The following is a 21,603-nucleotide window of genomic DNA, read 5'->3' on the forward strand; positions in this document are numbered from 1 at the left end:
AATCGATGCCATACTCGCTCACCACAACGCTTGGTCGAGAACAAGGCGCCAGGACGCTGACCCATTGTTTCTCAAAGCGCCTTGTCCCTGTCGCGCAACAGGGGCTTGGGTCGGCTTCATGAGTGCTCGGAGTGACCCCCCACCGTTTCATTACCCGTGATGTTACGCATACGCGCATATATTCCCTGCGCGCCGTCGTCCACCAAGGAAAACACTACGGGAATGACCAGCAGGCTCAGCACTGTCGAAGTGATAAGCCCGCCAATCAACACGATGGCCATCGGCGCGCGGAAGCTCGGGTCAGCCCCCCAACCGAGTGCGATGGGCATCATGCCGGCGCCCATGGCGATTGTCGTCATGACAATGGGCCGCGCACGCTTGCCGCAGGCATCGATGATCGCTTCAGAGCGCGTCAGTCCGTGGTCTCGGCGCGCGAGGAGGATGTAGTCGATCAGCAGGATCGAATTCTTCGTGGCAATCCCCATTAGCATGATGAGCCCAATCATCGACGGCATCGACAATGTCGAGCCGGTGACGAACAGCGCCAGGAAGGCGCCTGGCACCGAGAGCACCAGGGCGGCGAGAATGGTCAGCGGTTGCAGGAAGTCCTTCAGTAACAGGACCAGGACCATATAGATGCACAACACCCCGGTCAGCATCGCCACGCCGAATCCCGAGGCAAGCTCCCCCATGGCTTCGGCATCTCCCACCGAAGTGCGCACCAGGCCGGGCGGCAGTGCTTGCAGGCTCGGCAAGGCAAGCACTGCCTGTTCAATGTCGCCCAATGGCTGGCCGTTTGTCTCGATTTCGATGTTGACGTTGCGCATGCGGTCGAAACGTTCGATCTGCGCCGGGCCGCTGGCGATCTCCAGCGACGCGACATTCTCCAGCGGCACCGGACCACGGGCGCCGGGCACCGGTAGGCGCTTGAGCGTCTCGAAATCCTGACGAGCGGCGTCGGTCAAGCGCACGACAACAGGCACTTGCCGTTCACTGAAATTGAGTTTGGCGAGCGCCTGGTCGTAGTCACCCAAGGTGGCGACGCGCAGGGTGTCGGCGATAGCTGCGGAGGTCACGCCAAGGTCGGCCGCCCTGGCGAAATCGGGTCGCACCAGCAGTTCGGGGCGTTTCAGGCTCGCGGTCGAAATCACCGCGCCCACGCCAGGCACGCCGCGCAGTTCGCGCTCCACCAGCTGCGCATGCCGGGTGAGCAAGGCGCCGTCTTCGCCGGCGAGCACCAGCACGTAGTTCTCCGACTCGCCCATGCCCACCTTCACCCGCGTTGCGGGCAGTATCGCGAGGGCTTCGCGCAATTGTTTCTCGATCTGTTGCTTACTCAGTCCGGGTCGTTCGTTGCGGTGCGTCAGGTTAAGTGTCAGCACCGCCGTGCGGACATTTTTGACGTTGCCGCCCGCTCCTATAGGGTCCGTGCCGGCATTGCCGTCCCCGACGGCGGTGTAGACCTTTTTCACCTGGGGGTTGTGCCGGACTATCCCCCGGGCCTGCTCGGCCAGCACCAGGGTGTCGCCCAGTCTGCTACCGGGCGCAAGCGTGAGGGTGACCTGGGTTTGCCAGTCGTCATCGGGCGGCATGAAGGTGCCCGGCAACGCTGCCGCGAGCATCAACCCGCCGACAAAAAAAATCGCTGCGCCAACAGCGGTCACGGCTCGATGACGCAGGCACCAGCGGGCCCAGGACAAGTAGTGCGTCACCCATCCGGCCACCCTGGGCTCGGGTTTTTTCGGGGCGCGCATCAGGTAGGCCGCCATCATGGGCGTCAGCAGGCGCGCGACAACGAGAGAGAAAAATACCGCCGTGGCCGCCGTCCAGCCGAACTGGACGAAAAACTTGCCGACCGTGCCGCTCATGAACGCGGTGGGCAGAAACACCGCAATCAACGTAAACGCCGTGGCGACCACCGCGAGGCCGATCTCCTCAGAGGCATCCATGGCCGCCTGGTAGGGTTTCTTGCCCATCTGCAAGTGACGCCCGATGTTTTCCACTTCGACGATGGCGTCGTCCACCAGCACACCGACCACCAGCGACAGCGACAGCAGCGTAACGGTGTTGATCGTGAACCCCATCCAGTGCATCACCGCGAATGTCGGTATCGCCGACAGCGGCAGCGCGACAGCCGAGACGAAGGTCGCTCGCCAATCCGGCAAGAACAGGAACACCACCAGCACCGCCAGTGCCGCGCCCTCGTAGAGCAGGTGCAGGGAACCCTGGTAATTTTCGATCACCGGCTCGACGAAACTGAACGCCTGGTTGAACGTGATTCCAGGATGTCGGTTCTTGAGCCGCTCAAGGGCGGCGCGTACACCTTCATCGACCTCGATTTCCCCGGCCCCTTTTGCCCGTACGATTTCGAACGCGACCACCGGCTCGCCGTCCAGCAGCGCCGCCGAACGTCGCTCGCCAACGGTATCGGATACCGTCGCGACCTGGTCGAGCCGCACTCGCCTGCCGTCACTCAAGGTCACGTCCAGCATCGCGACTTCATTGGCCGACCGTACCGTGGCAAGCGTACGCACCGTTTGCTCGATGCCACCCAGATCCACGCGCCCGCCGGAGGCCTCTTGCTGGATCTGGCGAAGTTGACGGGAAATATCCAGCGCCGTGGTATTCAAGGCCAACAGGCGTGCCGGGTCCAGATCGATGCGGATTTCCCTCGTCACCCCACCGACACGCTCGACTGCGCCCACGCCAGGGACAGCCAGCAAGGCCTTGCTGAGGGTGTTGTCGACGAACCATGACAGCGCCTCTTCGTCCAGGCCCGCGGCCGACACCGTATAGGTCAGGATCGGCGTGCCAGCAACCTCGATCTTGCTGATCACCGGGTCGCGCAGGTCGGCGGGCAGGTCTGCCCGAACCCTGGAAACCGCATCACGAACGTCATCGAGCGCTTCCTGGGTGGGTTTGCCGAGGCGGAACTCAACCGTGATATCGGCGTTGCCGTCGGTCAAGGTGCTCTGGATATGCTTGACGCCCTGCACGGTGGCGAGAGAATCCTCGATCTTGCGGGCCACATCGTTTTCCAGCTGGACCGGCGAAGCACCCGGCAGCTCGGCTGAGATAGCGACCATGGGCAGGTCGATGTCGGGAAAGTTCTGCACCTTCATCTTCCAGAAGGCCATCGCGCCGGCAAATGTCAGCAGGATGAACAACAGCACCGAAGGCGTTGGGTTGCGGATCGACCAGGACGACACGTTAAGGCTCATTGCGCGCTCCCGCTGGTGAGATTGTGTATCGGTTGGGTGCGCCCCTGGACGACGCGGACAAGGTCACCTTCAGCGAGAAAACCGCCTCCGGCTTCGATCACGGCGGCGGTGCTGTCGATGCCAGCGGTGATCTCGATTCGATCGCCGACGCGGCGCCCTACTGTCACCTTGGCCTGGGCCACTTGGAACGCCGCGCCGACCTGCAAGACGTAACTGAAGCCGTCGTGCTGCAGCACGGCAGTTTGCGGCAGCGTCGCCATCCGCTCGGCCCCGACGTCGAACTCGCCACGGGCAAACATCCCGGCACGCGCCGCCGTGTCGGCGGGCAGGTCGACATACACCAGACCATTGCGGGTCTGCATGTCCACCGTGGGCGCAACCCTGCGCACCCTGCCCTCGATCGCCGCGCCGTTGACCGGCACCACACGCGCAAGCTGGCCGGGATGGAATTTCGCGAGATCCGCTGCCGCGACCTCGGCGCGCCATTCGAGCCGGCTCTCGCGGATCAGGCGAAACAGCTCCTGGCCGGCGGGTAATACGGCGCCCACCGTGGCACTGCGCGCCGATATCACTCCGTTGTCGGGCGCCAGGACGCGGGTCTGGGCCAGGCGCAGGTGCTGCAATCGTTCGGCGGCCTCGCCCGCCTCAAGCCTTGCCTGCGCCGTGCGTTCGGCTGTCACATGTTGATGGACCTGCTGCTGCGAGAGCGCCCCGCTCGACTGCAACTGCCGGGCACGCCGCGCGATGGCCCGGGCTTCGGCCAGGGCCGAGTGTGCTTCGGCGGTGGCCGCGCGACGTTGCGCGAGTTCGGCGGCCACCGTATCGGAGCTGAACGTTGCGAGCACCTGGCCACGCCGCACCACATCGCCAACGTTCACCATGACCTCGGCCAACCGCAAGCCATCGGCCTCGGTGCCGACGCTCGCTTCCTGCCACGCCATGATGTTGCCATTGGCCTGGATGCGAACCGGCAGCATGGCCGATTCAAGCCGGGTGACGGCCACGGTCAGTGCCGGTTTGGGGTGATGTTCAGGACCGGGCGGTCGCGGGTCCGGCGACAGGCCCATCATCACCAATGCAACGGTGCAGGCGATGGTCGCGACAAACAGAACGACGTGGAGGGTTTTTCTTTTCATGGGGGATCGGATTCCTGCGCAGGGTTCGCATCGCTCGCGGGTGCCGATACATCCACATGGCGCGATTGCTCGAGACGGTCACTATGCGACAGGCAGTCTTTCGCAACACTTACCGGCAAAAGGCGGTTAGCCATGCCGAACCGTAAGTGTTCAGTAAGAAGAAGTTCTCAACGATAGGCATGCATTCATCCCACCGATCCGGAGACTTCCATGCGCGCCTTGACCTTATCGAAACCTTACCTTGCGATCCGGCTGACCATCGCCAGCTCCGCGCTTGTGCTGGGCGTGTGCTCACCGATCGCGGCCAGTGCCGACGAGTCTGAAGGCTCCGCTTGGGGCCTCGGCGTGGGTGCAGCCAGCAGCCAACAGCCCTACAAAGGCATCGACCGTGACAGCGAGGTCCTGCCGCTGATCTATTTTGAAAACGAATATGTGCGCGTCTTTGGCCCAACCGCCGAGATCAAATTGCCGAGCCTGGACATCAGCGACACCCAGCAACTCGAATTCAGCCTCGTCGGTGAGTACGATTTCAGTGGCTATGATGACGATGACGCCCGCATCCTGGACGGAATGAGCGACCGCAAGGGCGGCTTTTGGGCGGGGGGCAAGGTGCAGTGGCGCAACGACCTGGCCGATGTCAGCGCCGAGTGGTTGGGCGACGTTTCGAGCAACAGCAAGGGCCAGCGCTTCACCCTGGGCCTGGAACGGTCGTGGAATTTCGGCGAGCACATCAGGCTCACGCCACGGCTGGCCGCCATCTGGCAGGACGACAACTACGTCGACTACTACTTCGGCGTCCGGGAAAATGAAGCTCGCGCCGATCGGGCAGCCTATGATGGCAAGTCCGGCATGAACACCGAAATCGGCTTACGTGGAAACTATATGTTCGATGATCATCACTCCGTGTTTCTGGACCTCAAGGCCACGAGCCTGTCCGATGAAATCAAGGACAGCCCGCTGGTAGATCGATCTACCGAAAACAGCGCGCTGTTCGGCTACCTGTACCGTTTCTGATGAGCCGCATACTGCTGGTCGAAGACCATGAGCGTCTGGCGCAACTGGTGTGCAAGGGTTTGTCGAGCGCAGGCATCGCCGTCGACGTCATCAGCCGCATCGATGCGGCATGGGCGGCCATCCAACAGGTGCCCTACCAGGCGTTGATTCTCGACCGGGGTTTGCCGGATGGCGATGGGCTGCTACTGCTCGAACGCTTGCGCAACGCCGGGTTGGGCGTGCCCTGCCTGGTGCTGACGGCCCGCGACGCGCTGCATGACCGGATCGAAGGCCTGGACGCCGGGGCCGATGACTACCTGCCCAAGCCATTCGCCATGGACGAAATGGTCGCACGCGTGCGGGCCTTGTTGCGCCGCCCCGTGGAGCGCCGCCCCTTGGCGCCGTCACACGGCGACCTCAGCGTGCAACCCGACGCAGGGGTCATGTGCAGCGTCAAAGGCAGCGTTCCACTGGCGCCGGCGGAAATGCAGATCATGTTGTTGTTACTGCGCAAGCCCGGTGAAATCGTCCGTCGCAGCGCCATCGAGGCGGCTGCGTGGGGCTTGAGCGAAGCCGTGACGCCAAACGCCCTCGACGTGGCCTTGCATCGTATTCGCCGCAAGCTTTTGGCGGTCGGCTCCCACCAACGGATAGTCAACTTGAGAGGCCTGGGCTATGCCCTTCGTCAAGACGACCTGGCGCAATAGCATCAGTTTCAAGGTCCTGCTCGCCTACGTCGCCGGCGTGGGCTTGAGTATCTTGCTGATTGCGCTGGGCGCTGTCGCGCTCATTACGTCCAGGAGCGATATCCTCCTGACCACCGACGTCGCCGAACGCACCCATGAACTCGCCGGCAAGCTGATGTTCGACGCGGCGGGCCATCCTACCGGCTTCGATGACAGCGAAGGTGATCGCGTCTGGACCTTCAAGAGCCTGGGGGTGGAAATCGGCTATCGCGTGCTGGACTCGCAGGCAAACGTCGTCCTGGCCTCCACCGACGAGGCATTCTGGTCGCCGGTCGCCAAATCACCGCCTTCGGACCAAGGGCGCTTCAAGTTCGAGCGTGAGGGCATGCTGATGTACGCCGCCACCGCCCCGGTGGAGCGCGACGGCACGATCTGGTATCTGCAATTCGCCGTCAGCGAACGACTGATGGAACTGCTTCATCAGGGTTTCGCCTGGCCTTTCATGGGGGCCGGTATCGTCCTGTTCAGCCTGGTGCTGCTTTTTGTCTTCGGCGCTTGCGCCTATTTCACGCTGGGGTATGCGCTCAAGCCACTGCGCGAAGTCTCGGAATCAGCGGCGGCCATTTCCCCTCGATCCTTGCATTCACGCCTGGACAGCAAAACCGTGCCGTCGGAAGTCGCGCCACTGGTCAGCAGCTTCAACAGCGCCCTTGAACGCCTGGAACAGGGATACCGTGTGCAGCAGGAGTTCCTCGCGACCGCGGCCCATGAACTGAAGACGCCACTGGCGCTGATCCGCGCGCAAATCGAATTGATGGCTCCAGACAAGACCCGCGACTCGCTGCTCAATGACGTCGAGCACATGACACGCCAGGTTCAACAATTACTGCTGCTGGCCGAGACCAGCGAGGCCCACAACTACAGCTTTGCCGCCGTGAACGTCGGGGAAGTGGTGCAGCAAGCCGCAGACTACCTGCAACGCATGGCCGACGCCGCGCGGGTCGGCATCGTCCTGACAGGGCATACGGCCACGCAAACGCCTTGGCAGGCCGACCGCAGCGCCCTGTTCACGCTGCTGAAAAACCTGCTGGAAAACGCCATCCAGCACGCGCCTGAAGGCACGCAGGTGCGGGTGCAATGTACCGCCGACAAGTTAACCGTGCGCGACTGGGGCCCCGGCGTGGAGCAAGCGCAACTGCCCTACATATTCACTCGTTTCTGGCGCGGCGCCCATCGGCGCGATCACGGCGCGGGACTGGGGCTGACCATCTGCCAGGAGATCGCTCGCGCACACGGGTGGACACTGGTTGCGCACAGGGCGGAACCGGGATTGGCGTTTTGTTTGTCCCCGCCTGTCACCGATTCACCGAGTATAAATAGCAGTCAGGAGAGTTCATGAAAATCCATCGCCTGTTTTTCGCATGCGCGTTAGTACCGGGTCTCTTTGCTGGTGGCTGGGCATCGGCGCAAAGCTTCCCTTCCACGGTCGTGGTCCGTATCGCGCAACTTGAGATCGACATTTCAAGCTTTACGTCGAGCAAACCAAGTCGATGATCCGCTCGCGAGGGCTGATCGAGACGACGCCGGTGCAACTGAGTTCGAAGTGACAACGTCGCGACTTGGTTCGTTACGCTGGGCCCGAACTGACATCCAAGCCCAGCCAGCACTCAATAATCCCAGGACCCCGCCACCCAACGAAACGCGTCGCCATCCACCGCCACACGGCCCACGGAAGGAAACGAAAGGTGGGTCGCCACGAACAGCTCCCCGCTTGCCGCGGCCTCTTGCATCAACCGTACGCGAACGCGCACCGCTTCTTCAGGGTCATGCTCGAAGCCGTTTTGCCAATCGGGATGGTCGAAAGCCACCGGGAACAAGGCGTCGCCGGCAAACGTGAGCTTTTCGCGGCCAGACGTCACATGCACCACACTGTGCCCCGGGGTATGCCCGCCGGTGCGTTTGACCACGACACCCGGCGCCACTTCATGCTCCTGCTCGAAGGTGTGCAGTTTGTCGTGGTATGCCTCCATGAACTGCCGCGCGGTCGTGTGCAGCACGTCCGGTATCGGCGCGGGCATGACGGTGCGGGAGAAGTCAGGCTCCGCCCAGAAATCGACCTCGGTTTGGCAAACATGGATCCGCACGTCCGGGCTCAGGCGGGTCCGTACCTCGTCGACGAGCAGGCCGCCTATGTGATCCATATGCATGTGGGTGATGACCACGTCGGTAATGGAGGAAAGCTCGATGCCGGCCGCCTCCAGCCGCTTTGGAAACAGCCCTGCACGTGGGAAGCCGGGGAACTGCCCGCCCAGCCCCGCGTCGACCAGCAGGGTTTGCTCGCCGCTGCGCACCACCAGCACGTTCAACGCCCAATCGAACGCGTCCGGGCCAAGGAACATGTCCTTGAACCAGGCAGCACGTGCGGCGGGGTCGGCATTGGTGGACATGGTCGAGGTCGGCAGCGGCAGCACGCCGTCGCTCACCACCAGTACATCGATGTCGCCGACCTTGAGTGCGTAGCGCGACGGAACCAGTTCCTCGGTCGCGGATACTCCCTGGATGGTTTTTTGCGGCGTGTCTTGCAGATGCATCGTCATGATCGCTCTCCTGTGCTGGATGAGGCGAATCCGTATCCATTGGCAGAACAACGGATCACCTGGAGGACGAGTGTGCATCGCGGTATGGCGCGCCCGATATCATACGCGGGTATGCCGTGCCCACATCTTGGCGTGGTCGTTTCAAACGAACGGCTGGGTGATTTGCAAGATTGGGCAATAATCGGACCGGATCGTGCAAGCTATCGCGCCCGATGCTTTCTATAGTAATCGGTGCCCAACCATCTGGAGCTGGTCCGACTATGAGCGCCCTCAATATCAATGGCCGTGAGCACACGGTTGACGTAGACCCTGGCACCCCTATTCTCTGGGCCCTGCGCGACACGCTGGGCATGACCGGCACCAAGTTCGGCTGCGGTGCGGCCTTGTGCGGCGCCTGCACCGTTCATCTGGATGGCCAGGCCATTCGCTCCTGCGTGACGCCGATAGCCGCGGCGGTCGGCAGGAAGATCACGACCATCGAGGCGGCCACCGACGGCAGCGACCCGGTAGGCACCGCGGTGCACGAAGCCTGGGTCAAGCATGACGTGGCGCAGTGCGGCTACTGCCAGAGCGGGCAGATCATGAGCGCGACCGCGTTTCTCAAGGCCCAGCCCAAGGGCAAGCAGCCGACACCGGCCGAGATCGACTCGGCGATGGCCGGCAATATCTGCCGCTGCGGCACCTACGCACGAATCCGCGCCGCGGTGGCCGACGCCGCCAAAGCCCTCGCCTGACAGGGAGTTGCGCCATGCTGAACGAGATTTTTCCAACCGAACTTCCGCGAGCCTTGCAGCACCTGCTCGAACGCGATGACGCGGACGGTCCCGCGACCCTGCCCCGCCGCAGCTTCCTCAAGATCGTCGGCATCGGCGGCCTGGCCTTGGGGGCTTTTCCTCACCTGGCCCTGGCCGAACAGGCTAACGGCGCGGGCGAAGGCCCACTCAAGCCGACCCAGCAACCCTCTGCCTTCGTCCAGATCGCGCCTAACGGCGAGGTGACGGTGACCATCAATCGCCTTGAGTTCGGCCAGGGCGTGCAGACCGGCCTGCCGATGATCCTCGCCGAAGAGCTCGACGCCGACTGGAGCCTGGTGCGCACGCGCAACGGCAGCAACGACGCGGCGTACATGGATCCGGCCTTTGGCATTCACCTTACCGGCGGCTCCAATTCGATCAAGAACAGCTACACCCAATACCGCGAACTGGGCGCCCGGGCCCGTTCGATGCTGCTGGCCGCCGCAGCGGCGCGCTGGAATGTCGACGCCTCCAGCCTGACCACGCAAAACGGCGCTGTGCTTGGCCCTGGCGGTCGCAAGGCCAACTACGGTGAGTTGGCCGAAGCCGCCATGGCGATGCCCGTGCCGGAGAAGGTCACGCTCAAGGACCCCAAGGACTTCCGCCTCATCGGCCAGGCCACCACCCGCCTCGACGCCAAGGCCAAGAGCAGCGGCCAACAGGATTTCGGCATCGACGTGCATCTGCCGGGGCAACTGACCGCCGTGGTCGCCCATCCACCGGTATTCGGCGCCCGCATCGCCTCCCTGGACGACAGCGCCGCACGCGCGACCAAAGGTGTAAAAGCCGTGCTGCGCGTGCCGTTGGACGGCGGTGCCGAAGGCGTCGCGGTGATCGCCGACGGCTACTGGCAGGCCAAGCTGGCGCGTGATGCGCTGAAGGTCGAATGGGACGTAGCCAAGGTCGAAAAAGTCGACACGGAAAAACAACTGGCCCAGTACCGCGAACTGGCCGGCCAATCCGGACCGCTCCACTTCGATGCCGACATGAAGCCCCTGGCGTCGGCGCCCCATCAACTGGAAGCCGAGTTCGTATTTCCTTATCTGGCCCATGCGCCCATGGAGCCGCTGAACTGCACCGTCCAGCTGTCCGAGGGCCGTGCGCAGTTGTGGGTGGGTACGCAGTTTCCCGGCGGCGACGGCGCGGCAGCGGCCAAGGTGCTCAATCTCAAGCCTGAGCAGGTCCAGGTGAATGTGCAGACGGCGGGCGGTGGCTTCGGCCGGCGCGGCGTGCCCACCAATGATTTCGTCGTACAGGCTTGCGAAGTGGCCGAGGCGGCCCGCGCCGCCGGGCTCGATGCCCCCATCCGCACCCTTTGGAGCCGTGAAGACGACATCAAGGGCGGCTACTACCGCCCCATGCACCTTCACCGCGCGCGGATCGGCTTCGACGACAGCGGCAAGGTGTTGGCCTGGGACCACGCGCTGGTGGGGCAATCCATCTTGACCGGCACCTTGTTCGCCGGGCAGATGAAAAACGGCATCGACCCCACCGCCACCGAAGGCCTGCGCGATCCGTATCCGCTGCCGATGCGATTGACGGTGCATCATCCCAAGCTCAATGTGCCCGTACTGTGGTGGCGCAGCGTCGGCTCGACCCACACCGCCTTCGTAATGGAGACGCTGCTCGACGACATCGCCCGCACGACCAAGCAGGATCCGGTGGCGTACCGCATGAAGCTGTTTGGCGACCAGAACCCGCGTCATCGCGACGCGCTACAGTTGGCGGTCGACCGCAGCGGATACGGCAAGCGCCAGTTACCCGCCGGTCAAGCCTGGGGCGTGGCGGTGCACGAGTCGTTCAGCTCGGTGGTGGCCTACGTGGTCGAAGCCTCGGTGCAGGATGGCCGTCCCGTGCTCCATAACGTCACGGCGGGCGTGCACTGCAATCTGGCGGTCAACCCACGCAGCATCGAAGCCCAGGTCCAAGGCGCTGCGCTGATGGGCCTGTCGATGTGCCTGCCTGGTGGCGCCGTGACGTTGAAGGATGGTGTCGTGCAACAAAGCAACTTTGCCGACTTCAGCGTGCCGCGTATCACCGACATGCCGCAAATTGCCGTCCACATCGTCCCGAGCGCTGAGCCACCGACCGGCATGGGCGAACCCGGCCTGCCCGCCTTGGCCCCGGCGTTTGCCAATGCCATTGCCAGCCTGACGGGCAAACCCCTGCGGCAGTTGCCGTTCAGCCTGGCTTGATTGGGAGCGAACGCCAAACCTTGGCGAGGGGTTTTATCCCCTCGCCACAGCCACATGGGACAACCGTTTCTTCAATTGCCCTGACCGCAATCCTGCTCGATCGCGCTGTAGTCCAGCGCCTGGATCGCCCCGGTGGAATCCAGGTAGGTCATTCGCGACTCGACGACGCCGCAGCCTGAGCCCATCCCTTGCTTGACCGACAGCACCTGGGCGATGTCCAGGTGATCACCGTACATATAGGTATGCGGCTTGACGGCGTCCTGGGCGTTGGCTGCCAGAGCGCCGAGGCTGAGGACGGCGAACAGTGAAGCAATGCTGAGATTCTTGACGTTCATGGCGATGTCTCCGACGTTTGAGTGAGTAGCTGAGACGGCTTGTGCTGTCTCGATGGGCTCATTTGACGCCGGCGAGGTATCTGGGATGTGTCATCGACAGGCCCAAAGGAATCAGTGCGTATCGGCAAAGGGTCTGGATACACAGCGATACAATCATGCCGTTCACGCTTTATCATGGCGCCATCCCCATTCCCTGACCTGATGGAACGACCATGACTTTCGATTTCGACCTGGTGTTCGAGCGCCACGGCACCGGTAGTACCAAGTGGAGCCGCTACCCGGCGGATGTATTGCCAATGTGGGTGGCCGATATGGATTTCGCCGCGCCACCGGTCGTCGTCGATGCGCTGCGCAAACGCCTGGAGCACCCGATGCTCGGCTACAGCGTTGCCCAGGACAATCTGCGCGCGGCCATCGTCGCCGATCTCTGGAGCAAATACGCCTGGCGCGTCGAGCCCCAGCAAATCCTATTCCTGCCTGGGGTCGAGCCGGGTTTCAACATGGCACTGCATGCGCTGGTGGAACCGCAGCAGAACGTCGTGGTGCAGGTGCCCAACTATCCACCGCTACGCAACGCGCCTGGGAACTGGAACCTGAACAAGGTGGAATTGGCATTCGACACGGTCGATGGCGAGTTCCGCACACCGCAGGCCGAACTACGGGATGCCCTTCAAGGCGGCGGTGCACTGTTGCTGAGCAACCCTCATAACCCACTGGGCAAGGTATTCGGTCGCGACGAACTCAAGGCGGTGGCGGATATTTGTGTCGAGCAGGACGCCTGGATCATCTCCGACGAAATCCATGCCGAGCTATGCTTCGATGGCCGCGTGCACATCCCCACCGCCAGCCTGGGCGCGGACATTGCCGAACGCACCATCACCCTGATGTCCGCCAGCAAGGCCTATAACATCGCGGGGCTGAAAACCTCCTTCGCCATTATCCAGAACGCCAAGCTGCGCGAGCGGGTCAACGGCGCCAGGGCCGGCATGGTCGACAGTGTGAACGCCCTTGGCCTGGAGGCCACCCGCGCCGCGTACAGCGAAGCGGGACCGTGGCTGGAGGCCTTGAAGCAGTATTTGCAGGCCAATCGTGATTACCTGGTCGAGGCGGTGAAGACCCGCTTGCCGGGCATCACCATGACCGTGCCGCAGGGAACGTACCTGGCGTGGCTGGATTGCTCCGGATTGGGGTTGGACGACCCACAGGGCTTTTTCCTGAAGCAAGCCAAGGTCGGCCTGAGCGCCGGGCTGGATTTCGGCGACGACGCGGGGCAGTTCGTGCGGCTGAACTTCGGCTGCCCACGGGCGTTGCTGGAGGAAGGGATTGCGCGGATGGAGCGTAGCCTGAAATCCCGAACCTGACCGGATCCCCTGTGGCGAGGGAGCTTGCTCCCGCTGGGCTGCGAGCGGCCCCAAAACCTTGCGGTCGCTGCGCCCGAAGCGTCGGACCGACCGAGCGGGAGCAAGCTCCCTCGCCACAAAAGCCTCCACCACCGGCCATGCCGAAGTCAGTCATGCATATCCGGCGTATGCACAAAACACAGCTTGTTCCCCTCCGGATCCCGGCAATAGGCGCCGAAGTAATCCTTCGAATATTGGTGCCTCGGGCCCGGCTCGCCTTCGTCGAAACCTCCCATGTCCATCGCCATCTTCCAGGCTTCGCGTACGGCTTGCTGTGATTCAGCGGCAAAGCTGACCTGCATCCCATTGCCCCAGGTCGCCGGCAGCCCGTTGATGGGCACCTGGACGAACACCTGCGGCCAATGCCTGCCGGGCTGATGCCAGCCCTCGCCGGGTGGGCCAGAGTCGTCCTCGCTGTCCATGCGCACCAGGCCAAGGCAGCCCAGGACCGCATCATAAAACGCGACCATCTTCGGTAGGTCGCGCGCGCCGATCTGTATATGACTGAACATGCCCTTCTCCTTCTGAGACCTTATTCGATTGGAAAAGGCGGCTTCGCCCACGTTCACCTTAATCGGTGATCGGTCGATGAAACGCTCGTGGTCACGCTTATCGACCGACAGGAAAATTCGACCGAACTCCGGCCAAAACCCCAGGGTCCACCCTCCATCGCAACCACTGGAAATGGAGAACGAAAATGGCCGATTACCCAACCCCACCCTTCCCTAAGCAAAACCAACCCGTACCTGGCAGCCAGCAGAAAATGGACCCTTATCCAGACTGCGGCGAACAGAGTTACAAAGGTTCAGGACGCCTGGCGAACAAGATCGCCCTGATCACCGGCGCCGACAGCGGCATCGGGCGCGCCGTGGCGATTGCCTTCGCCCGTGAAGGCGCGGACGTGGCCATTTCCTACCTGAACGAACACGAAGATGCCAAGGAAACCGCGCGCTGGGTTGAACAGGCCGGTCGCCAGTGCCTGTTGCTGCCGGGCGATCTTGCCGACAAGGCCCAGTGTCGCAAGGTTGTCGATGAAACCGTGGCGCGCTTCGGGCGTATCGATGTCCTGGTCAACAACGCCGCGTTCCAGATGACCCATGAAACCCTCGAAGAAATTCCCGATGAAGAATGGGTGCGCACGTTCGATATCAACATCACGGCGATGTTCAGGATCTGCCAGGCCGCGGTGCCGCACATGAAGGCCGGAGGCTCGATCATCAACACCACATCGGTCAACTCCGACATGCCCAAGCCGACGCTGCTGGCCTATGCTACGACCAAGGGCGCCATTGCCAACTTTACCGGCGGTCTGGCCCAGATGCTCGGGCCCAAGGGTATTCGCGTGAACAGTGTTGCGCCGGGGCCGATCTGGACGCCGCTGATCGTCGCCACCATGCCCGAGGAAGAAGTGCAGAATTTCGGTTCCCAGACGCCGCTGGGCCGCCCCGGCCAACCGGTGGAAGTGGCGCCGATCTTCGTGCTGCTGGCGTCGGATGAGTCCAGCTACATCTCCGGCTCGCGGTATGCGGTGACGGGGGGCAAGCCGATCCTGTAAGCGCAGGCACATATTCCGTGGCGAGGGAGCTTGCTCCCTCGCCACGGAAAGCGCCCTTCTGATCACTCCTTGGCAATCACCGAAATCTTCCCATTGCGCTCGATGATCGCGAATTTGATCTGGTCCAGGGTCTCGATGCCCTGGCTCGAGCGTGCCGCTTCCATGATGTCCGCCTCAACCAGCCGTGCGTGGCGCATACGGCCCTGGAGGATGCGCCCGTCCTCGACGATGATGGTCGGGCCGCCATCGATGAGCCGGGACACCCAGTCGGAGCGCAGCTTGAGCAACGAAAATCCGACATCAATGGCGATCAGCGTGACGATGACCATGAACGAGTTGGTCATCGAAAAGTCATCCCCCAGCAGCGCTTGCTGGGTCGCCTCGCCAATGATCATCAAGAGCACGAAATCGAACGTGGTGATTTCCGCCAACGAACGACGCCCGGCGATCTTGAACAACACCATCAGCACCGCATACATCGCGGCGGCTCGCAGTACCGAATCCATATGTCACCTAAGGAAAGATGAATTGACTGAACGTGACCACGGCGCCGTTGGGCGTTGCGATGCGGCTCTGGTACGTGCCGAGGCCTTCGCTGAGCAATGACAGGTGCAGGTTCGCCTGCCCCTGACCATCCGCCTGGAGCCAGAGCTTCATGCCCGGACCCGCGGCGGCCGAGCGCATGGGCGTAGGTTGCACGCTTTGCACGTCGAATCCCTCCAGCCAGTCGCCCCCGAGCTCGATTTCCAGCACTGCATTGGGTGCTCCCTTCAAGCGCACGATCACCGGATTGGTCGAGCCGTTGCGATGGAACCTCTCGTATTCGACCCCGATGCTGCCGTCAGCACTGTGAATCTCGCTATTGCTCAGTGGCCCATGGGAAAACAGCCCGAGCAACGTCAACAAGACCAGCAGCACCAACGCATACCAACCCACCCGTTCGAAACGCCAGACCTTGTGCTGGAACGCCATGTCCTCGCATACCGGGTACTGGCGACTGCGATGATCGTCCTGTTCGCATTGGTCGGTCATGGGGTCCTCCTATCGACGTTCACCCGCCATGGCGCGCCGGTGATAGCTGGGCAATTGCTGCAAGGCGTATTCACTGGATAACCGTTGCACCTGGCGCCGATCGCCGAAAAAACGCTCTCGGCGGCTGAACAGCGCGCGCTGCCCGTTCAATTCGAACGCCCAGGCAAAACACACCGTGCCGGCGGGAATACCGTCCTTGTCGTCGGGCCCGAGCAGGCCGGTGGTGGCCACCGCCACGTTGGCGTTGGCGTCGCGCAATGCGCCAAAAGCCATTTCCTCGGCGACTTCGCGGCTGGTCAGGTTGAAGGTATCGATGGTCCGCGGCTTGACACCCAGCAGCCGCTGCTTGGCTTCGGGGGAATACACCACGTAACCGCTTTCGATCAGCGAACCGCTGCCCGGCACTTCGGCCAACAGCGTGACGATAAGCCCTGCGGTGCAGGACTCGGCAGTGGTCAGGCGCAACTCATGTTCACGCATGTACTCGATCAGGGAATGGGCAACAGTCATGGCATACAGTCCTTCATGGATGCTGATGGGTTGACCCCCGCCGCCTCGAATCATTCCCTTTATCGCGCCGTCGCGCCAAGCGGTCAAATAAATGAAACCCCTGGTCATTCCTGTACCTCATAACGGTATGAGCCTCATGCAGAGGCTGTCTTGATCAGGAGGTCGTTATGTCCGTGCTTTTCGTCAAACTGTTCACCCATCCGGAATTCGCCTGGGGGGACATTCGCGAGCAGGAACAGGCCCATCCCCACCATTACCTGGCGCATCTTCTGTTGCTCGCACTGATTCCGGCGGTAGCCCTGTTCGTCGGTACCACTTGGACCGGTTGGAGTCTGGCCGAAAACGAAACCGTGCGACTCAGCCACGCCAGTGCGCTGCAGCTGTGCGTCTTGCTGTATGTGACCATCGTTGTCGGCGTAACGTTGATGGGGCTGTTCATCCGCTGGATGTCGCGCACCTTCGAGGCCCGGCCAACCGTCAACCAATGCATCGGTTTCGCTGCCTACACCGCGACCCCCTACTTCCTGGCCGGAATATTCGGCGTGTACCCCAGCCGATGGCTGGCAGTGGCCGTCCTGCTGGCGGCTTCGGTGTACTCGACTTTCCTGCTGTTCGTCGGCCTGCCTAAGTTCATGGGTTTGAAGAAGGAACAGGGCCTACTGTATTCGGCCAGTGTCTGGGGCGTCGGCCTGCTGGTGCTGGTCACGATTCTGGTGGAGATGATCCTGCTGTGGTTCAACTATTTGCAGCCGGAGTATTTGCGGGTTCCGGTAGGCTGAACGGGTTTTGAGGTACACAATAACGGTGGCGGCGGTGTTGCGAAGCGTCAATTTCGCAATGTTCGTGTAACACGACTATCCTGCGGCTTTGCATCCTGAAATCGAGTCGGCAGCGCTGGACCGCCCCGCCGCCCTTTAAGGCCTAACCTAATATGTCATCTCCAAGCAAACGCTCTCCCAACGTTCCACAACGAAAGGAGCTGAGCCCCAGTCACCTGGATTTCGCCGTCGTGGGCATCGGCGCCTCGGCGGGTGGGTTGCAGGCCATCAAGCAGTTTTTCGAGCACATGCCCAAGGACAACGGCATGGCGTTCGTGATCGTACTTCACTTGGCGCCGGATCATCAGAGCATCGCCGACAAGATCATCCAGGAATCCACCAAGATGCCTGTATTGCAGGTGACCGAGGCGGTGCCGATCGAGAAGAACCATGTCTATGTGATTTCCCCGGCCCATCATTTATCGATGAACGACGGGTATCTGAAGGTTACCCCGGCCGAACCGCGCCAGGGTGGGCACGTGGCGATCGACCTGTTTTTCCGTGACCTGGCCGATGTGCACAAGGACCGCGCGTTTTGCCTGGTGCTGTCGGGCACCGGTTCCGACGGTGCCGTGGGTCTGTCAAGAATCAAGGAGCAAGGGGGGGTGACCCTCGCTCAGTCGCCCCAGGACGCCGAATTCGATGGCATGCCACAGGCGGCCATCGACACCCAGATGGTCGATCTGGTGCTACCGGTGGCGGAAATGCCGCAAAAACTCCTGGAGCTGTGGCAAAACTCCCAGGCCATCCGCCTGCCGACCGCCAACGACCCTGAGATACATGCCCAGCCGCCGACATCCGAGCGAGAAGCCGTTGCCGCCGAGCAATCGCTGCACGACATCCTGGTGCAGCTGCGGGCAGGCACCGGCCATGACTTCAAGCATTACAAACGGGCCACCGTGCTGCGGCGTATCGAACGACGCATGCAAGTCACCGCCCAACCGGACCTCAACGCCTACTACAGCTATCTGCAGAATCATCCGGAGGAAACCAAGGCCCTGCTCGGTGACCTGCTGATCGGTGTGACCAACTTCTTCCGGGACCGTGAGGCCTTCGAAGCCCTGGAGCGCGACGTACTGCCCAACCTGCTCAAGCCGGTGGAACCGGGCAGCGTCCCGCCGGAGGAAATCAGGGTCTGGTCGGCCGGCTGCTCGACCGGCGAGGAAGCCTACACCCTGGCGATGTTGATCAGCGATCAACTGCAACACGACGCCAGCAACGCCAAGCTGCAGATATTCGCCACCGACATCGATGAGCGGGCAATAACCGTGGGCCGCAGCGGGGGCTACCCCGAAGCGATCATCACCGACGTGCCGCCCACCCGCCTGCGCCAGTACTTCGTCAAGGAAAACTCGACATTCCGTGTGCGCAAGGAAGTCCGCGAACGGGTGCTGTTCGCCAAGCACAGCCTACTCTCGGACCCGCCGTTCTCGCAGATCGACCTGATCGTGTGCCGCAACCTGCTGATCTACCTCGACCGCGAGGTGCAGCGTGAAATCCTGCAAATGTTCCACTTTGCCCTGCGGCCGGGCGGCTATCTGTTCCTCGGCTCTTCGGAATCGGCCGACGCCTGCAGCGAATTGTTCAGCCCGGTGGACAAGCGCAACCGGATCTTCCGCGCCAAGTACGGCACCGCCAGCAGCCGCCGCACACCGACCATGCCCCGTGGCGGTTATGTGCGCAGTACCTCGGCGTTGGTCCCGCCCCAGGTCGCGGTGCCACGCAAAGTCTCGTTCGCCGATATCCACCTGCGCGCCATCGAGCGTGCCGCGCCGCCCAGCATGATTGTCGACAACAATGGCGACATCCTGCACATGATCGAAAGTGCCGGCCGCTACCTGCGCCATGTCGGCGGCGAAATGTCGCGCAACCTGCTGACGCTGATCAATCCGCAACTGCGCCTGGAAATCCGCACGGCGTTGTTTCAGGTCAACCAGAACGGCCAACCGGTCAAGTCACGCCAAGTCAACATGGAACGCGACGGACGGCGTTTCCTGGTGGACCTCCTGGTCCAGCCCTATCGCGACGAACAGTCCGATGGCGACTTTGTGCTCGTCGTCTTCGAAGAGGAAGAAATCGACCCCGTCCAGCAGGTTGCCGCCATTACCAGCCAGACCGAAAACCAGGTGCTTGCCAACCTGGAACGCGAACTCCAACGCACCAAGTCGCACCTGCAGGACACCATCGAGCAGGCAGAAGTCTCCAGCGAAGAGCTCAAGGCTTCCAATGAAGAAATGCAGGCCATCAACGAGGAGTTGCGATCAGCCACCGAGGAGCTGGAGACCAGCAAGGAAGAGCTGCAATCGATCAATGAGGAACTGCTGACGGTCAACTACGAGCTCAAGACCAAGGTGGAGGAAACCGACAAGATCAACGACTACCTCACCAACCTGATCGCCTCCACCGATATTGCCACGGTATTCGTCGACCGCAGCATGCGCATCAAGTGGTTCACGCCTCGGGCCACGGAGATTTTCAGCATGCTGCCGGTGGACACCGGCCGTTCGTTGCTGGACATCACCCATCGGCTGGACTACCCGGACATGGCGGCGGACGCCACCCAGGTATTCGAATCCCTGAACATGATCGAGCGCGAAGTCACTAGCAGCGACGCTCGCTGGTACATTGCCCGGCTGCTGCCATACCGCTCCAGCGAAGATCATATCGACGGCACGGTGCTGACCTTCATCGATATCACCAAGCGTCGCGCGGCCGAAGAAGAGCTGCGCTTGGGCGAGGAACGCATGCGCCTTGTGGCTGAAAGCACCCGCGACTACGCGATTATCCTGTTGGACGAGCACGGCGTGATCACCAGCTGGAACACCGGGGCGGAGCTGATCTTCGGGCATACCAAGAGCGAAGCCGAAGGCAGTTACTACGACTTCGTGTTCACGCCCGAGGACCGCGCCACTGGCGTACCCGAAACAGAATTGAGCACCGCTCGAACCAAAGGCCGTTGCGAAGACGAGCGCTGGCACCAGCGCAAGGATGGCAGCCGCTTCTTCTGCAGCGGCGAAGTCACACTGCTCAGCGGCGAATGTCTGCAGGGTTACGTGAAGATTGCCCGTGACCTCACCGGCCACAAGCGCCTGCACGAGGAACAGACCCAGCGGCTCCTGGAAACCCAGAACTCCAGCCATTTGAAGGATGAGTTCTTCGCCGTCATGTCCCACGAGCTCAAGCACCCGCTGAACCTGATCCAGCTAAACGCCGAATTGCTTCGCCGCCTGCCGGTGACCAAGGCCGCCACCACCGCGGCCCGGGCCGTCAATACCATTTGCGATGCGGTCAACAGCCAGGCACGCATTATTGACGATCTGCTGGACGTGGCCCGTGTCCGCACCGGCAAGCTCAAGCTCAAGCGCCAAGCCGTCGATCTGGCGCGGGTGCTACAAGACATCTACACCGTGGTGATCAACGACAATCATCCCAACAAGGTCACTCTGGACCTGCCCGAGGGTTCCAATGGAGAACTGATCGTCAATGCCGACCCGACCCGGCTGGAACAGATCATCTGGAACCTGGTGAACAACGCGCTGAAATTCACCCCTAGCGGCGGCCGCGTGCAACTGGTCGCCAGCCACGACGACCATATGGCGCGCCTGGACGTAAAGGATTCCGGCGTGGGTATCGCGGCGGAGCACCTGAGCGAAGTGTTCGACCTGTTCGGCCAGGCCGAGACCCAACACGCGACACACCAGCGCGAAGGCCTGGGGATCGGCCTGTCACTGGTCCGGCAATTGACCGAAGCCCACGGCGGCAGCGTCGAGGTCAAGTCCGAGGGGCTGGGGAAAGGTTGCACCTTCACGATTCGCCTGCCCCTGAGCAATGCCGCGATCGTGCCCAAACCGCAGGCTTGCGAGGAACAGTCGGGACGCCTGAGCGGCCTGACGGTGTTGCTGGTGGACGACTCCCCGGACGTGCTCGATACCCTCAAGTTGCTGCTGGAAATGGAAGACGCCAACGTGGTCGCTTTCGACCAGCCGCTGCAAGCCTTGCAGGCCGCCAAGGACGCCCGTTTCGACGTGGTGATCTCCGATCTGGGCATGCCGGTGATGAATGGCCATGAATTGATGCAGGCGCTGCGCGAGCTGCCTCACATCAAACACATCCCGGCCATCGCCCTGACGGGCTACGGTGCGTCCATCGACCTGCATAAATCACAACAATCGGGCTTCGACCAGCACATCGGCAAGCCGGTGTCCTATGACGAGTTGATTGAAACGATCGAGCAGTTGCGGCGTTCGCGGGTTTACTAGCTGGGGCTGGCTAGAACAGCCTCTGTAGCGGGGGTGCTTGCTCCCTCACCACAGAGGCGGGTTATTTTTAGC

The 21,603-nt window shown here is 62.3% G+C and carries 18 protein-coding genes; 10 read left to right on the plus strand and 8 right to left on the minus strand.

What is annotated here, in order from left to right; all coding sequences use genetic code 11:
• Window positions 1-116: 116 nt before the first annotated feature.
• On the minus strand, window positions 117-3,221 hold the full coding sequence (locus J3P76_RS12960) for an efflux RND transporter permease subunit (protein ID WP_434700812.1): 3,105 nt from the start codon (window positions 3,219-3,221) through the stop codon (window positions 117-119).
• Window positions 3,218-4,357: an efflux RND transporter periplasmic adaptor subunit gene (locus J3P76_RS12965; protein ID WP_434628529.1), complete on the minus strand. Its 1,140-nt coding sequence runs from the start codon at window positions 4,355-4,357 to the stop codon at window positions 3,218-3,220. The genes J3P76_RS12960 and J3P76_RS12965 overlap by 4 nt, the downstream gene beginning before the upstream one ends.
• Before the next feature lie 210 nt (window positions 4,358-4,567).
• On the opposite strand from J3P76_RS12965, the gene J3P76_RS12970 reads away from it, so the two are divergent.
• The 4 genes from J3P76_RS12970 to J3P76_RS12985 are packed head-to-tail and all read left to right on the plus strand — an operon-like array spanning window position 4,568 to window position 7,590.
• A complete protein-coding gene (locus J3P76_RS12970) occupies window positions 4,568-5,371 on the plus strand; it encodes a MipA/OmpV family protein (RefSeq protein ID WP_434564027.1) in 804 nt (267 codons plus the stop codon).
• Window positions 5,371-6,057 carry a response regulator transcription factor gene (locus J3P76_RS12975; RefSeq protein WP_434700813.1) on the plus strand — a complete coding sequence of 229 codons (687 nt, stop codon included), beginning with the start codon at window positions 5,371-5,373 and terminating at the stop codon, window positions 6,055-6,057. The genes J3P76_RS12970 and J3P76_RS12975 overlap by 1 nt, the downstream gene beginning before the upstream one ends.
• On the plus strand, window positions 6,026-7,435 hold the full coding sequence (locus J3P76_RS12980) for a sensor histidine kinase (protein WP_434611404.1): 1,410 nt from the start codon (window positions 6,026-6,028) through the stop codon (window positions 7,433-7,435). Before J3P76_RS12975 ends, J3P76_RS12980 begins: the two co-directional genes overlap by 32 nt.
• Entirely contained in the window at window positions 7,432-7,590 is a 159-nt protein-coding gene (locus J3P76_RS12985) for a hypothetical protein (RefSeq protein ID WP_434611402.1), read from the plus strand. The genes J3P76_RS12980 and J3P76_RS12985 overlap by 4 nt, the downstream gene beginning before the upstream one ends.
• Before the next feature lie 113 nt (window positions 7,591-7,703).
• Here J3P76_RS12985 and J3P76_RS12990 read toward each other — a convergent pair whose 3' ends face one another.
• Window positions 7,704-8,633: an MBL fold metallo-hydrolase gene (locus tag J3P76_RS12990; RefSeq protein ID WP_434611400.1), complete on the minus strand. Its 930-nt coding sequence runs from the start codon at window positions 8,631-8,633 to the stop codon at window positions 7,704-7,706.
• A 260-nt stretch (window positions 8,634-8,893) separates the two neighbouring features.
• Here J3P76_RS12990 and J3P76_RS12995 point away from each other — a divergent pair, with 260 nt between their 5' ends.
• The gene (locus tag J3P76_RS12995) at window positions 8,894-9,367 is read left to right on the plus strand and encodes a (2Fe-2S)-binding protein (RefSeq protein WP_420763984.1); all 474 of its coding nucleotides are present in this window, start codon (window positions 8,894-8,896) and stop codon (window positions 9,365-9,367) included.
• 14 nt (window positions 9,368-9,381) lie between these two features.
• The gene (locus J3P76_RS13000; RefSeq protein ID WP_434611398.1) at window positions 9,382-11,622 is read left to right on the plus strand and encodes a molybdopterin cofactor-binding domain-containing protein; all 2,241 of its coding nucleotides are present in this window, start codon (window positions 9,382-9,384) and stop codon (window positions 11,620-11,622) included.
• 71 nt (window positions 11,623-11,693) lie between these two features.
• Here J3P76_RS13000 and J3P76_RS13005 read toward each other — a convergent pair whose 3' ends face one another.
• On the minus strand, window positions 11,694-11,957 hold the full coding sequence (locus J3P76_RS13005) for a DUF2790 domain-containing protein (RefSeq protein ID WP_434611396.1): 264 nt from the start codon (window positions 11,955-11,957) through the stop codon (window positions 11,694-11,696).
• A 212-nt stretch (window positions 11,958-12,169) separates the two neighbouring features.
• On the opposite strand from J3P76_RS13005, the gene J3P76_RS13010 reads away from it, so the two are divergent.
• Window positions 12,170-13,318: a MalY/PatB family protein gene (locus J3P76_RS13010; RefSeq protein ID WP_434611394.1), complete on the plus strand. Its 1,149-nt coding sequence runs from the start codon at window positions 12,170-12,172 to the stop codon at window positions 13,316-13,318.
• Window positions 13,319-13,464: 146 nt separating this feature from the next.
• Here J3P76_RS13010 and J3P76_RS13015 read toward each other — a convergent pair whose 3' ends face one another.
• Window positions 13,465-13,869: a VOC family protein gene (locus tag J3P76_RS13015; protein WP_434700814.1), complete on the minus strand. Its 405-nt coding sequence runs from the start codon at window positions 13,867-13,869 to the stop codon at window positions 13,465-13,467.
• Between the two features lie 185 nt (window positions 13,870-14,054).
• Between J3P76_RS13015 and J3P76_RS13020 the strand changes: the two genes are divergently transcribed.
• A complete protein-coding gene (locus J3P76_RS13020) occupies window positions 14,055-14,912 on the plus strand; it encodes an SDR family oxidoreductase (protein ID WP_420763989.1) in 858 nt (285 codons plus the stop codon).
• Between the two features lie 62 nt (window positions 14,913-14,974).
• Here the strand turns inward: J3P76_RS13020 and J3P76_RS13025 are convergent, their stop codons facing one another.
• The 3 genes from J3P76_RS13025 to J3P76_RS13035 are packed head-to-tail and all read right to left on the minus strand — an operon-like array spanning window position 14,975 to window position 16,454.
• On the minus strand, window positions 14,975-15,418 hold the full coding sequence (locus J3P76_RS13025) for a DUF421 domain-containing protein (protein WP_420763990.1): 444 nt from the start codon (window positions 15,416-15,418) through the stop codon (window positions 14,975-14,977).
• 7 nt (window positions 15,419-15,425) lie between these two features.
• A complete protein-coding gene (locus J3P76_RS13030; protein ID WP_420763991.1) occupies window positions 15,426-15,944 on the minus strand; it encodes a hypothetical protein in 519 nt (172 codons plus the stop codon).
• A 9-nt stretch (window positions 15,945-15,953) separates the two neighbouring features.
• Window positions 15,954-16,454, minus strand: a complete 501-nt coding sequence (locus tag J3P76_RS13035; RefSeq protein ID WP_420763992.1) for a CinA family protein — start codon at window positions 16,452-16,454, stop codon at window positions 15,954-15,956.
• 167 nt (window positions 16,455-16,621) lie between these two features.
• Here J3P76_RS13035 and J3P76_RS13040 point away from each other — a divergent pair, with 167 nt between their 5' ends.
• Together J3P76_RS13040 and J3P76_RS13045 are read left to right on the plus strand one after the other, a co-directional pair.
• Window positions 16,622-17,233, plus strand: coding sequence for a Yip1 family protein (locus J3P76_RS13040; protein ID WP_434611392.1), 612 nt, complete (start codon window positions 16,622-16,624; stop codon window positions 17,231-17,233).
• A gap of 152 nt (window positions 17,234-17,385) precedes the next feature.
• Window positions 17,386-21,531 (plus strand): CheR family methyltransferase, encoded by a 4,146-nt coding sequence (locus J3P76_RS13045; protein WP_434611390.1) that lies wholly within the window; start codon window positions 17,386-17,388, stop codon window positions 21,529-21,531.
• Window positions 21,532-21,603 lie beyond the last annotated feature (72 nt).

It is taken from the genome of Pseudomonas sp. D1-36 (assembly GCF_051132205.1).
Lineage (GTDB): Bacteria > Pseudomonadota > Gammaproteobacteria > Pseudomonadales > Pseudomonadaceae > Aquipseudomonas.